Consider the following 12,981-nt stretch of genomic DNA (forward strand, 5'->3'; position numbering starts at 1 on the left):
CCTGAGCTTTTCGGCTGGCAGCGCAGACCGACGATATGATCAAGAATACCGCCAAAAAATTCAAGTTGGCGGATTGCCCTAACAAAGCCAGCAGAGCCACTCACCCCGATTCCTGATTGATACCGATGTCTCCTTAGCTGGACTTTGTACGTTTTTTGTCAGGTCCAGGTCCAGAAGATGCTGTTGTTGGCGATGTGGTCCAGGGCCCGATCGAGGGGTAAGACGCATCCGCCCATATCGTCGATATCTTCCCATTGTCGCCGGTGTGACCAGTAACCGAGCCTGACTTCGTCGCGCGTGCCGACAGGCTTCAGGCGGGCGATCGGCGCCTCGGTTTCCAGCAGATAGAGATGGTAGGCGCCTTTGTCCTGGTACCAACCCACGCCGCCGCCGTTAGCGGCGTCGAACGTTTCGATGCGCAGAATAATTTCGTCGTCTTTCATGGTGCATCCATAGCTGCCGTCAGGTCACAGCGTATCCGATTCGTCTCGCCGCATGGCAACAGTCCAAGCGTTGCAACGTGCGGCAGTTAGGATTCGAAGCATGGAATGTTGGACCAGAACAGAGCCGTTGTCGGCGATCCCGTTCCCCAGATCCTGCGCCAATGGCTGCAGACGTGGCGTCCCTGCTTTACTGCACCCAGTTGGGAGCATGTGCTTGTTCTCGTGATGGGCGGCCTGCTGGCCACGGGCAAGCGGACTGTTACCTCTTGCCTGCGTGTGACTGGCAGGGCCCAGGCCGTCAACTTCGCATCCTACCACCAGATCCTCAACCGCGCCCGCTGGAGCTCGCGTGCCGTTGCCAGGCGACTGCTTGGTATCATCGTCGAACGGCTCGTGCCCGATGGCCCTGTTGTCATTGGCATGGACGACACCATCGAGCGGCGATGGGGGCGCCGGATCAACGCCCGTGGTATTTATCGCGACCCTGTCCGCTCCAGTCACGGCCATTTCGTCAAGGCCAGTGGGCTGCGGTGGCTCAGCTTCATGGTGCTCACCCCGGTGTCATGGACCAGCCTGATCAAGGCGCTGCCGATCCTGACGCTGCTTGCTCCTTCGGAACGATCCAACCTTCGACGCGGCTGTCGTCACAAGTTGCTGACGGACTGGGCCCGCCAGGGCGCACTGCAACTGTCTCGTTGGCTGCCAGGTCGTCGGATCATCTTCGTCGGCGATAGTAGCTTTGCCGTTCACCAATTGGCCCATGCCATTACGCCTCGGGCAACGCTCATCAGCCGGCTACGGCTGGATGCCAACCTGTTCGCACAGCCCCCGAAACGGACCTCATACACAGCAGGGCGGCCCGCACAAAAAGGGTCAGCGCTACCAAAACTCAAAACCCTACTCGCCAACCCGGCTACGCGCTGGGCAAGGATCCTCGTCTCCGCCTGGTACGGCCATGTCAACGGCAAGGCGCTCGAGATCACATCCGATACCGCCTTGTGGTACAGGCCCGGCACCCCGGTATTGCCGGTCCGATGGGTACTGGTCCGCGATCCCAACGGAAAGCGCGATCCGCAAGCCTTCTTCAGTACCGACATCACCCTCGAGCCCGCCGACATCATCGCCCTCTACGTCCGCCGATGGCAGATCGAAGTCACATTCGCCGAAACGCGCGCCCACCTGGGTGTCGAAACACAGCGCCAGTGGACCGACAATGCCATAGCCCGAACCACTCCGGCGCTGCTGGGACTCTACAGCCTCATATCGCTTTGGGCCTGCGATCTGCTTACCACTACCAGCATCCCCTACGCCGCCGCCTGGTATCGAAAAACCAATCTGACGTTCAGTGACGCTATCGCTGCCGTCCGGCTTCAACTCTGGGTCGGCGACATTAATTCACGCTCCCCGCCCCACCCAGAACCGCAATATATTCCGACAACCCGCCTCGTACGTATGGCTCAAGCGCTATGCTTCGCTACCTAATCGTACAAAGTCCAGCTTAGTGTCTGACCCAACTTGAACAGTGCTTTTGGAAAAGGCATTTTTGTTCAATGACATGCACGCACCGGCGCGAGTGTTACCACTACATTTTTGGGTTTGGTTGAGCTTGCAGAGGCTCAGGTTCGCGGCGGCAGTTCGCTGATATTGGCCGGCAGCGCGATGCCGGTTGCCTTGAAGACATTCCCCACCTGGCCCGAAACGTGGGTGCGGGTGGTAATGACCTTGCCGTCCTTTTCGATGGTGGCTTCCTGAAGGCGATCGAGATCGTTGAGGAGCGGCTGCCATTCGGGCTGCAAGCCCTTTTCCTGACACAAGCGGGTCAGTTCCTTGGCCAGCGTCAGGGCCAGGAACGAGACAAACACATGGCCGCGGATAGCGGCATCGGACTGATGGAAGATGGGACGGGTATCGAAGCTCGCCTTGGCAACCCGGAACAGGGCCTCGACCTGAAGCAGGTCACGGTAGCGGATGACGGCCTGCAGCGGGGTGATCCGGGCATTGGTGCGCAGCACGCTGATGCCGTCGTAGCGCGCCTCGTCGGCAAGCTTTCCCATGTCGATCTCGAAGGTCTTGCCGCTGGCCTTGAGATAGCGGCGATAGGCTGAGTTACCGACCAGGGCCTTGTCGCCCTTCTTCAGCTGGGTTTGGAGGCCATCGATGATCGCTTGCCGGTCGGCCTTGTCCTTCCTTGCCTCAGCTTCGTTGAGCGTGACGACGTAGCGCTGGGCATCTGCGCCTTTGCCAACGCGCACTTCCTTGACCCACAGCTGGGTGTCTCCTGCCTGTCGCTCGAGGACCAGGGGCACCATCGGAGCAGTGTCGGCAAGCACGACATCGCGGATGACGTTGCTGGTGCGCTCTCGCGCACCCAGGATGTATTCCATCCCCAGCTCTTCAAGGGCGGCGATCGTACCGGCACTGATCATGCCGCGGTCGGCCACGACGCACGAGCGGGTTATCCCAAAGCGGGTACGCAGGCGCGTGACGATGGGCATGAGCACCTTCACGTCGGCCGTGTTGCCCGGGACCATCTCGGTGCAGATCGGACGCCCCTCGGCGTCGATCACCACGGCCAGGATCATCTGGGCAAGCTCGGGCCGGTGGTCCTTGGAATGACCACGCCGACCCAGCGTGTCGCCGCCTGCACCGTAGAACGAGAGCGACGTCGTATCCATGAACACCAGGCTGAGATCAGTGAACAGGTCCCGCCGGCGATCGAACAGCTTCTCCTCGATCACGTCCTTCACACAGCGAGGTGCCAATGCGCCTTCTGTCTTCTCCTCGATCTCCTCGCCGAGCCAGGCCATGGCGCGATAGAAGTGATGAAGGGCAAGATCCTCGCTGCCGTCGATGGCGTAGCTCTCCATCCAGTCCAGGCAGGCTCGGTCCGAGCCGGAGACAAACAGGCGGTGCAGTGTGGCGACAAACACGGCGCGCTCCACGGCAAAGCCGAACTGGCGGCCTTCCAGCACCTCTTCCATTACAGCATCGATGCCAAGCCGCTGCCACAGGCGCCCGAACAGCAGCGGACCGCCTATCCGGCGGGCTGCGATCCGGCCTGCATCAATGTCAGACAGAATGACACTGCGTCCCGCGTGACGTGCGATCGAGGCGGCCAGCCTGTCGAGTTCGCCACTGGCGGCCAGCACATCCTTACGGCCCAGAGCCTTGATCGTGCGCTGGCGGACGGCTTTGCCCTCGCGCACGCTCTCGACCAGGTACAGATAGCGGTGCCCGCGCGCGACTCGTTCGACGACATACATAGGCAGGTTGTTACTGCCTGCTCCCGTAAAAATAAACCAAGCCGCCAGTCACAGGCAAAATGTTGTTAGCACACCCGGTTTTGCCACCAAATCCACGCCCAGCAATATCAGATACTTACTAGCTCACGTTCTCTGCGTGTTCCGCTGGCACTGTTCAACTTGGGTCTGATTCATAATTATTCGGTGTGATTTCATGACCTTGCGATGCGGCGGGTGAAAAGTTGAATGGATGCAATAAAGAGCCAGGCCGTTGCCGATGCGATGGTTTGCTCGAAGTCTTTGGCGAGGCGTCGGTTTCGATTGAGCCATGCCAGCGTGCGTTCAACAACCCATCGGCGTGGTAGCACCTCGAAGCCTGTGGCTGTATCTGACCGCTTGATGATTTCGACGGTCCATTTCCCCATTCGCCGCAGAGCCTCCCTGAGTTTGTCACCAGCATAGCCGCCATCGGCGAAGACGTGCCGCAGCCAGGGAAAGCGCCGGATGATTTCGCGCAGCACCATTGGCGCACCGTCGCGGTCCTGAATGTCAGCCGTATGGATCACGGCGTGCACCAGATTTCCTGCGGTGTCGGTCAAGATATGGCGCTTGCGGCCCTTGACCTTCTTGCCAGCGTCATAGCCACAAGGGCCGCCGCTTTCCGTGGTTTTGACGCTCTGGCTGTCGATCACGCCCGCCGATGGCGAGGCCTCGCGGCCAGTCATCTCGCGCGATGCCATAAGCAGAACGTGGTTCATCGTCAGCCACAAGCCGTTGTCACGCCAGAGGTAAAACCAGCGCCGCACCGTCGAGACCGGCGGAAAGCATGGGGGCAGCATCCGCCATGGCAAGCCACCACGCAGCAGGTACAGCATCGCTTCGACAATCCGGCGCATCGGCCATTTGCGGGGTCGCCCCACATGCGAGGCGGGCGGTAACAATGGCTCCAGCACCGACCACTCGGCATCCGTTAAATCACTTGGCAAAATCAGCCCGCGTCGCGCATGAAGCGCGCGAGTGGTATCGGTCCACATCGTTGATCCTTGGTAGTTTCGCAAACCCATGAATCAGCGACAGGCATAGCCGTCAAGATAACCTGCTGATACCACTCACCTTAATTTCGGATCAGACACTTAGCTCGGCTTTGTACGTTTTTGGTCAGGTCCAGGTCCAGAAGATGCTGTTTTCAGCGATGTGGTCGAGGGCTTGATCGAGGGGCAAGACGCATCCGCCCATATCGTCGATATCTTCCCATTTTCGCCGGTGTGACCAGTAGCCGAGCCTGATTTCGTCGCGCGTGCCGACAGGCTTGAGGCGGGCGATCGGTGCCTCGGTTTCCAGCAGATAGAGATGGTAAGCGCCCTTGTCCTCATACCATCCGACGCCGCCGCCGTTGGCCGCGTCGAACGTCTCGATGCGCAGAATGATTTCCTCGTCTTTCATGGTGCATCCATAGCTGCCGTCGGGTCACAGCATATTCGAGTCACCTCGCCGCATGGCAACAGCCTAAGCGTTGCAACGTGCTTCAGTCAGGATTCGAAGCATGGAATGCTGGACCAGAACAAGGCCGTTATCGGCGATCCCGTCCCCCAGATTCTGCGCCAATGGCTGCAGGCATGGCGTCCCTGCTTTACGGCTCCCAGTTGGGAGCATGTACTTGTTCTTGTGATGGGCGGCCTGCTGGCCACGGGCAAACGGACCGTTACGTCTTGCCTGCGTGTGACCGGCCGAGCCGATGCTGCCAACTTTGCAACCTATCACCAGATCCTCAACCGCGCCCGCTGGAGTTCGCGTGCCGTTGCCAGGCGTTTACTGGGCATTGTGGTCGAACGGCTCGTGCCCGATGGTCCTGTGGTCATCGGTATGGACGACACCATTGAACGGCGATGGGGGCGCCGGATCACCGCACGGGGTATCTACCGCGACCCGGTCCGCTCCAGTCACGGCCATTTCGTCAAAGCCAGCGGACTGCGCTGGCTCAGCTTCATGGTGCTCACCCCGGTGTCATGGACCCGCCTGATCAAGGCACTGCCAGTCTTGACGTTGCTCGCTCCTTCGGAACGATCGAACCGTCAACGCGGCTGTCGTCATAAATTGCTGACGGACTGGGCCCGGCAGGGCGCGCTGCAGCTGTCTCGCTGGCTGCCGGGTCGGCGGATCATCTTCATTGGCGACAGCAGCTTTGCTGTCCACGAACTGGCACATGCGATCGTCCGCCGGGCCACACTCATCAGCCGACTGCGGCTCGACGCCAACTTGTTTGCGCAGCCTGCGGGGCGAACGGCACGCACGATGGGGCGACCGGCGCAGAAAGGGCGAGCATTACCAAAACTCAAGACCCTGCTCGCCAACCCGGCGACACGCTGGACCAGCATTCTCGTCTCTGCCTGGTATGGCCATCTCAACGGCAAGATGCTCGAGATCACATCTGACATCGCCTTATGGTACAGGCCCGGCACTCCGGTCTTGCCGGTCCGATGGGTCCTGGTTCGCGATCCTGAAGGAAAGCGCGGCCCGCAGGCCTTCTTCAGTACCGACATCACCCTCGAGCCCGCCGAGATAATCGCCCTCTACGTCCGCCGATGGCAGATCGAGGTCACCTTTGCCGAAACCCGCGCGCACTTGGGTGTCGAGACACAGCGCCAGTGGACCGACAAAGCCATAGCGCGAACCACGCCGGCGCTGCTGGGTCTCTACAGCCTTATATCGCTATGGGCCTGCGATCTGTTGACCACTAAAAGCACCCCTTATTCCGCCGCGTGGTATCGAAAAACCAGCCTGACATTCAGTGACGCCATCGGAGCCGTCCGCCTCCAACTCTGGGTCGGAGACATTAATCAACACTCCCCGCCGCACCCAGAACCGCACTATATTCCCACAACCCGCCTAAAACGCATGGCTCAGGCACTATGCTTCGCTACCTGATCGTACAAAGTCGAGCTTAGCCCCAAGGGATGAGATGCCATACCTGATTGTATGCCGTTTCCAGGTTTTCCTCAGTTTCAGCGCTCTGAACCATTCACGGCATGCCAAAGTCTCTATTGAGAAATGTCGTCAGAGATATTGCGCGTGAGCAAATTGCATCATGGAGGAGTGAACTCAGTTTCTAAGTGCTCAAAAGCCTGTCGGATTAAAAGCATATCAGCATCCGAGACAGATTTTGAGTGCGCATCCGCTCTCGCCTTGTTTACCGTATCAAGCTTTCGAGTAATTTCGCTTCTTGTATCGCCGAGGTAAGGAAGGACGTGCTTATCTTTAATAAACATAAGTAGGTCAGAAAAATAAAGTGGACTCTCGTTTCTTGAAAATAGAACTGCCGGCTCGCTGCTGGACAAATCTGAGAGTCTTTTGACAGTCAGGCAATCTGAAAGGACTGCGTTCCAATCATCGCTGGAAATCGCCCTGGACCAAAAATACAATGCAGATCTAATATTCGGTTCCAGCGCATTTCGTCGCCGCGAGATTTCAGCCCAGCGATCCTCAAGAGACAGGGACTTAGATACCTTCTTCAAAGCAGGTTTTACTGCATCGAAACGAACGTCAAAATCGTCGCCGGACTGGGCTATCAAGCCATAGCCAATGAGGTGGTCAATCAGATCGGGCGCCGAAAGCCCATACTCAGTTGCCTCAGCTTTGTCGCCATTTACCACCGCTTCAAGTACCCGAAATTCGTCTGGATATGCCTCCTGAAGATTGCCGACGATATCCCGTAAATAGCTCTCCAACTGACCAGAAAATTGTACGTTGGCGCGATGCAATGCTGCCACAGAAACTTTGTGGGGCCTTTGTGTGGGGGCTTGCTGATGGATCGTACTACATACCTGCCTTGTAAAGAAAGGGTGCCCGCCGAATTCCTTTTGCAACTCGGCAATTGTCATAGGGTCAAATTCTAGACCCATAAAATATCCTAACCGAGTAACCATCTCTCTCGTTTCGTCGAACGTCAGGCTCGGGATGTATGTTTTGGGGGCATAAAGATAGATAGGGTTATCTATCCCGTTTATTTTCGAAGTTTCAAGAATGTGCGGGCTAGTGCCGACCAAGCAGATAGACATCTTTCCCCTGCTCTCAGCCTGGAGATACGATCGTAAAATCTGCCAAAAATAAACGGTGTCTTCTCCAGATCGCCAGTGCGGAGATGCAGCTGTTCCTGGAGAAATATTCTCTATTTCATCAAATATTATAAGTATAGTGCCTTTTACCTGCGAAAGAACATTGTTCATCGCGGCATAAAACTGGTCAGATGCCAACGCTATATCAGTGCTTATCTCTGATTGAATTCGCTTTATACCAACGGACTTTCTTACTTCAAAAACAATATATGCGAGCAAATCGTTGAATCTTCTGCCGTGAACGGATGTATTTTGGCAGTCAATCAGTGTAACGTTCGCGCCAAGACCTTTAGCTCTTCGCTGAATTGCATAAATTGCTGACGTTTTTCCGCTTTTACGCAAGCCGAACAAACTCGAGTTTTGTCCGGACTTTGCCATATCCAGGACGGCGTTGACGATAGAATGCCGACCAAAGAAAAAAGTTTCTTCGCGCAACGGATTTTGATATCCGAATAGATCTCTTAGAAGATAATTTCTCCTAACGGCATCTAATAACGGATTCAACTCGCGGCTTACGAGAAGATCAAAAGTTATTGGCACAATTATAGGATATTCTGGGTGTTGATCAAGGTAGTGCTTTATTGAGCTTTCGATATTATTATCGTTACTTACAAGAAAGCGAACACTACGATCAACACGCTGAGACTCGAGCAAATCGTAAAATTCTTCAAATGCTTCTAAGGTTCTAATTTCAAATGTTTCATATTGAGATAAGAGTATAACAACCTCTCTATCCGTATTTATGTAGATGGAAAATTCATCAGTCGGCCTAACAAGAATCGCCCAATAAACGCTATTACCTAATGTGATTGGTTTGAAAGCTCGCGTTACATAAAATCGGGTTGCAATCTTACGGATTGCGGGATGAAGCGCCTTTGGGTACTCACCCAGGGCAAAGTCCAAATGAAAACCGGGGTTTGTAGGCACGTTCTGTTATTCCTCGTCTTACCTTGAACAAAGCACGTGTGTTTTTGCACGCAACCTTCACACCTGCGTCCACGGTGCCTTATCTATTCAGATGGCGGTAGATCAGTTCCGGAGCAAGCCGTTTTTTTACACCGATTCGGAGATGGAAACCTTGTATGATCGAGTGCTCCGGAGGTTCGTGCGTAAAGCCTGAAAGATTTCAGATGGCTGAAATTCCAATATCGCGGCGGAATGTCCGATGTTGGGAAAGACAGCTGCATCTCACAGCGACTGGCCTTGGCGCATTCCGTCAGACGCAGGGCCCGTCAATTTCGCACGTTGCCCACGCTTTTTCCCGTAATCCCGTCGCGCGGCGCTCTGCGCGGTGGCCTTGTCCACCGACTGACGACAATCACTGTCGGAATCTAAAAGTACCCGACAACTGAAATCGAAAGGTTTTTCGTCACCGCCAGGTTCCGGCCGTCGCACCCAAGAGCCTCAACGCTTTCTGATGCTGATGGTGCAACGCACCGGCTTGCCTGCTTTGGCGGCCGCCTTCTCGCACGCGGCAATGGTATCGCGGTTCTCACGAGCCAGGTCGGTGGCGTCCACAATCGCCCGCCAGCCTTCGGGGTTACCGGCACGCATGAGACGGATACCGGCATCCCATAGAGACGCCTCGCCCAGCGTGCGACGCGCCACACGTTCCGGCCAGAGCCAGCTTTGCGGGCCAATGCTGGCCGCCCAGCCGGGATAGATCAGCCACAGAAGCGACATGGTCAGCGCCGCGCCGCCGCCGCAATAGGCCATGTGCCAGCGCTGTTCCTGTTTGGTCCGAATGGTCCCGACCGCGCGCATTTGATCCGCATGGACTTGATGATGCAATTCCTGTGACTGCTTGATGGTTGCCCTATCGGTCGCGCGGGCGGCCTGCGCGGCCTCGCCGATCCGCTCCGCCATGTTCTCCGGCGTCAACTGCATGGCGGGCGCATCCATGATTGTCTTCGTCTGCCCCGCCACCGTCGCGAGATAGCCGTTCATCTTCGCAAGCGTCGGCGCGTAGTCGGGGAACTCGAGGCTCTGCTTCTCGATGGCGATATGCTCAAGCGCGCGGGCCATCACCGCCATGCGCCCTTCAAGCCGTTCCTCCATAACAGCCACGCGCTCCGAGAGGTGCGCAAACGCCTCGGCGGCGGCATTGGGCCGGGGTTCCGGCTCGGGTTCATTCAAAAGGCTCTGTTCGTCGTCCATGTCATGGTCTCCTCAGGGTTAGCGGCTCATGCCGCGACTGATGTCGCGTCCGTGATCGAAGGGAATGGAGGATGCGAGGTCATGGGAGAGGCTGCGGCCCGCCTGCTGGCCGATCTCAAGCCCAAGCTCGCGGCTGCGCAGGCCCAGCACCGATTCAAGCTGGGCGTCGCGTTCGAGGCTTTTCGCCATGCCTGTCATCTGCTGCGCGGCGCTCTTCGCGCTCCGGAAATTGCCGTCGCGCACCAACTCGGCATGATGGCGCTGCAATTGCTGCCAGCCTTCCACGAACCGGTCGGCGCGCTGGAACGGGTCCATGCGGATTTCGGTTTCCAACTGCATCGCCCGCACGGCGGCCTGCCCGCGCCGCTCGGCGGCCTCGCGAACAAGCTCCGGGCTGCTGCGGAACGCGCTGTTCAGGTCCGACGAACCTTCGGGCCGGATCGCGTCCAGTGCATCCCGCGCCCTGTCGAACGCCTCGCGCTGGTGGGGCATGGCGTCGAGACCTTGCGCGCGAGTCTGCTGGATCGCGTCCAGCGCTTTGGCATAGCGCTCCACCGCACCGCGCACGCCGCCAGCGCGCATCGGCTGCGTATCATGTTCGGGCTGGTGCCGAACGGCCCGCTCCTGCGCGGGCGGCTCGGCCTTGGGCTGGAAGGCCGCGAAAATGTCGCGCTCCTGCTGCGGCGGCATGTTCGGCCGGAAATTGTCGAAGATCCCGCGCGCTTTCTCGACCATGGGCCTGACGATTTCCGCGACCCGCTCGCCGAAGCTAATGCCACGCAGCTCGGCATATTCCCTTGCCGGGTCGGCTTGTCTGTAATCGGTCGCCATATCCTTGCCGCGCTCGCGCGAAAGCGTGCGGACAAGCCGGGACTGATCGCGAAAATCGTCGCGGCCATAATGAAGCGCCATGCCGTCACGATGGCGGGACATGGCGACATAAGCCCCGTGGCGATCCATCCCCGGCGTCGCCAGCACATGCGCTCTGTATACGGTCATGCCCTGCGCCTTGTGGATGGTGGCAGCATAGCCGTGGTCCAGGTCGCGATAGTCCTTGGTGTCAAAAGCCACGACACGCCCGTCATCGGTGCGGACGGACATATGGCCTTCGTCCACCTTCTCGATCGTGCCCAGCGTCCCGTTCTTCACTTCCAGGCTGCGTTCGTTGCGCAGGAACATGATGCGGTCGCCAGACGCGAACAGGCGGTCGCCGCGCTCGGTCTTCACCTGGCGCTCATCGCCCAATTCGCCTGCATTGCGCATCGCTGCGCGCGCGGCATCGTTGAGGTCGCGCACCTCGGCATTGGTGTGGGTCAGGATGATGCGGCTCGCATCGGGGTTTGCTTGCCGTTCGCGATCCCAGCGCTCGACAAGATCGCGGCGAGCGTCCTCGCGCGTCTCGGCCTGATGCACCATGCCCTTGTCGGCATAGGCGGCAATCGCCTCGCCGGTTCTGCCGGTGGCAAGATGCCGGGTAGCATCCTGCTGCCATCCTTCATGCTGGCGGCGAACCTGCGTGATCTCGACGCCGCCATGGCGCTCATGAATCGCGCGGAACGCCGCGCCCGCCTCGATCGACTGCAACTGCTGCGGATCACCGATAAGGACGACCTTCGCGCCAACATCGGCGGCATGGGACAGCACGCGCTCCATCTGGCGTGTGCCCACCATGCCCGCCTCGTCAATCACCAGCACATCACGGGAGGTCAAAAGGTCGCGACCTTGCGCCCAGCCATGTTCCATGCTGGCAATGGTGCGCGATGCAATGCCGGAGCCGTTCTCCAGTCCCTCGGCGGCGATGCCAGCGAGCGCCGCGCCGCGAACATTCAGCCCCGCGCTTTCCCACACGTCGCGCGCTACGCCCAACATAGCGCTTTTGCCGGTCCCGGCATAACCCAGCACCAGTGACAATCCGCGCCCGCCCGTTATATGGCGCAACGCGGCTTCCTGCTCTGCTCCCAGGGCAAGGCCACCACTCTCGGCGGCGCGGCTGACGTAGGTCGTGGCCGCCGAGAGACCATCGCTCCGGTCCATCACAAGCCTGTCCGCCGCACGGCTCATCCGCTGCTCGGTCTCGATCATCTCGCGCGACGTGAACCGCTCGTCGCCGCGCCCGTCCTTGCCCAGGGCGATCAGTTCCGGCGAATTACGCACCGCGCGCATGGCGGCGTTGAACTGCTCCTGTCCATCACTATGCCGGTGAATGAACATCGCCATGTCGCGGTTGGTGAATGTGGCCTGTTGGTGGGTGATGGCGTTAAGGGCGATGCCGGGATCAGCGATGATGCGTTCGCCATTCTCCCGCGCAATCTCGCGGTGCAGTTCGGCGCGATCGGCTTCCAGCCCTTGCGCGTCCATCCGGTGTGCAGGTCCGCCGATCTTGCTTTGCGGTTCAAGGTCGATGCCCTGCTCGGCAAGGCTGCGGTGATCGATGCGCGCGTCAATGTCGAGTTCGGCAAGGCGCGTGTTGACATGGGTCTCCCAGCGTTCGCGCCAGCGTTCGACATTGCCATGCTCATTCCATTCGCGGACCTTTGCCCCGAAGCCAGCGGTGCCGTCCTCGCGCTGCACAACCTCCCGCATGGTGAGCATGACATGGGCGTGCGGCTTGGGCTGGCCGTCCGCGCCAATGTCCCAATGCACATTGAGGTCGGCGATCATGCCGCGATCCACGAACTGCGCTGACACGAAATCGCGGGCCAGTTCGATGCCCTGCGCCTTGGTCATTTCGCGCGGAATGGCGAACTCGACCTCGCGGGCAAGCTGGGCGTCCTTGCGCTTCTCGAAGGCCTCGACATCGTTCCAGAGGCGTTCGCGGTCGCGCCATTGTTCCGGCGCGCCTTCCGGCAACAGGATTTCGCTATGCTCGACACCGGAGCGGGCACGGAAATCATGGTCGCGATCAAGGCGCTCGTCGTGCAGACGCTCGCCCGCACGATAGGCGGCAGCGGAGACGGCGGAGCGGCCCGTCGCGCGAGAGATGACCTGAACGGAGAAATGGAAGATCGCCATGACGATCGTCCATCT

Annotated in this window: 9 protein-coding genes; 2 read left to right on the forward strand and 7 right to left on the reverse strand. The window is 58.9% G+C overall.

Translation table 11 applies throughout. The features are described 5' to 3' along the window. Window positions 1-158 precede the first annotated feature (158 nt). Window positions 159-443, reverse strand: a complete 285-nt coding sequence (locus SPBM01_RS02370) for a hypothetical protein (RefSeq protein WP_188063826.1) — start codon at window positions 441-443, stop codon at window positions 159-161. A gap of 105 nt (window positions 444-548) precedes the next feature. Here SPBM01_RS02370 and SPBM01_RS02375 point away from each other — a divergent pair, with 105 nt between their 5' ends. Further along, a complete protein-coding gene (locus SPBM01_RS02375; RefSeq protein ID WP_188063827.1) occupies window positions 549-1,925 on the forward strand; it encodes a transposase in 1,377 nt (458 codons plus the stop codon). 134 nt (window positions 1,926-2,059) lie between these two features. Here SPBM01_RS02375 and SPBM01_RS02380 read toward each other — a convergent pair whose 3' ends face one another. The 3 genes from SPBM01_RS02380 to SPBM01_RS02390 all read right to left on the reverse strand — a co-directional run bounded on the left by SPBM01_RS02380 (window position 2,060) and on the right by SPBM01_RS02390 (window position 5,128). Next, window positions 2,060-3,706: an IS1634 family transposase gene (locus tag SPBM01_RS02380; protein ID WP_188063842.1), complete on the reverse strand. Its 1,647-nt coding sequence runs from the start codon at window positions 3,704-3,706 to the stop codon at window positions 2,060-2,062. 191 nt (window positions 3,707-3,897) lie between these two features. Then, a complete protein-coding gene (locus SPBM01_RS02385; protein ID WP_188063843.1) occupies window positions 3,898-4,719 on the reverse strand; it encodes an IS5 family transposase in 822 nt (273 codons plus the stop codon). Window positions 4,720-4,843: 124 nt separating this feature from the next. Beyond that, complete coding sequence (locus tag SPBM01_RS02390; protein ID WP_188062313.1) at window positions 4,844-5,128, reverse strand: hypothetical protein; 285 nt, start codon at window positions 5,126-5,128, stop codon at window positions 4,844-4,846. Window positions 5,129-5,233: 105 nt separating this feature from the next. Between SPBM01_RS02390 and SPBM01_RS02395 the strand changes: the two genes are divergently transcribed. After that, the gene (locus SPBM01_RS02395) at window positions 5,234-6,610 is read left to right on the forward strand and encodes a transposase (protein WP_188062259.1); all 1,377 of its coding nucleotides are present in this window, start codon (window positions 5,234-5,236) and stop codon (window positions 6,608-6,610) included. Window positions 6,611-6,768: 158 nt separating this feature from the next. Here SPBM01_RS02395 and SPBM01_RS02400 read toward each other — a convergent pair whose 3' ends face one another. From SPBM01_RS02400 to traA, 3 genes are all read right to left on the reverse strand, one after another. Beyond that, the gene (locus SPBM01_RS02400; protein ID WP_188063844.1) at window positions 6,769-8,724 is read right to left on the reverse strand and encodes a hypothetical protein; all 1,956 of its coding nucleotides are present in this window, start codon (window positions 8,722-8,724) and stop codon (window positions 6,769-6,771) included. A gap of 477 nt (window positions 8,725-9,201) precedes the next feature. Continuing rightward, window positions 9,202-9,954, reverse strand: coding sequence for a DUF6118 family protein (locus tag SPBM01_RS02405; protein WP_188063845.1), 753 nt, complete (start codon window positions 9,952-9,954; stop codon window positions 9,202-9,204). A gap of 18 nt (window positions 9,955-9,972) precedes the next feature. Continuing rightward, entirely contained in the window at window positions 9,973-12,966 is a 2,994-nt protein-coding gene (gene traA / locus SPBM01_RS02410; protein ID WP_188063846.1) for a Ti-type conjugative transfer relaxase TraA, read from the reverse strand. Window positions 12,967-12,981 lie beyond the last annotated feature (15 nt).

Origin of the sequence: Sphingobium sp. KCTC 72723, from assembly GCF_014280435.1 — a bacterium.
GTDB lineage: Bacteria > Pseudomonadota > Alphaproteobacteria > Sphingomonadales > Sphingomonadaceae > Sphingobium.

Bases quoted from the DNA above. Each gene is read 5' to 3' on its own strand.
- SPBM01_RS02395 (WP_188062259.1), top strand. From the start codon at position 5,234: ATGCTGGACCAGAACAAGGCCGTTATCGGCGATCCCGTCCCCCAGATT.
- SPBM01_RS02375 (WP_188063827.1), top strand. From the start codon at position 549: ATGTTGGACCAGAACAGAGCCGTTGTCGGCGATCCCGTTCCCCAGATC.
- SPBM01_RS02380 (WP_188063842.1), bottom strand. From the start codon at position 3,706: ATGTATGTCGTCGAACGAGTCGCGCGCGGGCACCGCTATCTGTACCTG.
- SPBM01_RS02390 (WP_188062313.1), bottom strand. From the start codon at position 5,128: ATGAAAGACGAGGAAATCATTCTGCGCATCGAGACGTTCGACGCGGCC.
- SPBM01_RS02405 (WP_188063845.1), bottom strand. From the start codon at position 9,954: ATGGACGACGAACAGAGCCTTTTGAATGAACCCGAGCCGGAACCCCGG.
- SPBM01_RS02370 (WP_188063826.1), bottom strand. From the start codon at position 443: ATGAAAGACGACGAAATTATTCTGCGCATCGAAACGTTCGACGCCGCT.
- traA (WP_188063846.1), bottom strand. From the start codon at position 12,966: ATGGCGATCTTCCATTTCTCCGTTCAGGTCATCTCTCGCGCGACGGGC.
- SPBM01_RS02385 (WP_188063843.1), bottom strand. From the start codon at position 4,719: ATGTGGACCGATACCACTCGCGCGCTTCATGCGCGACGCGGGCTGATT.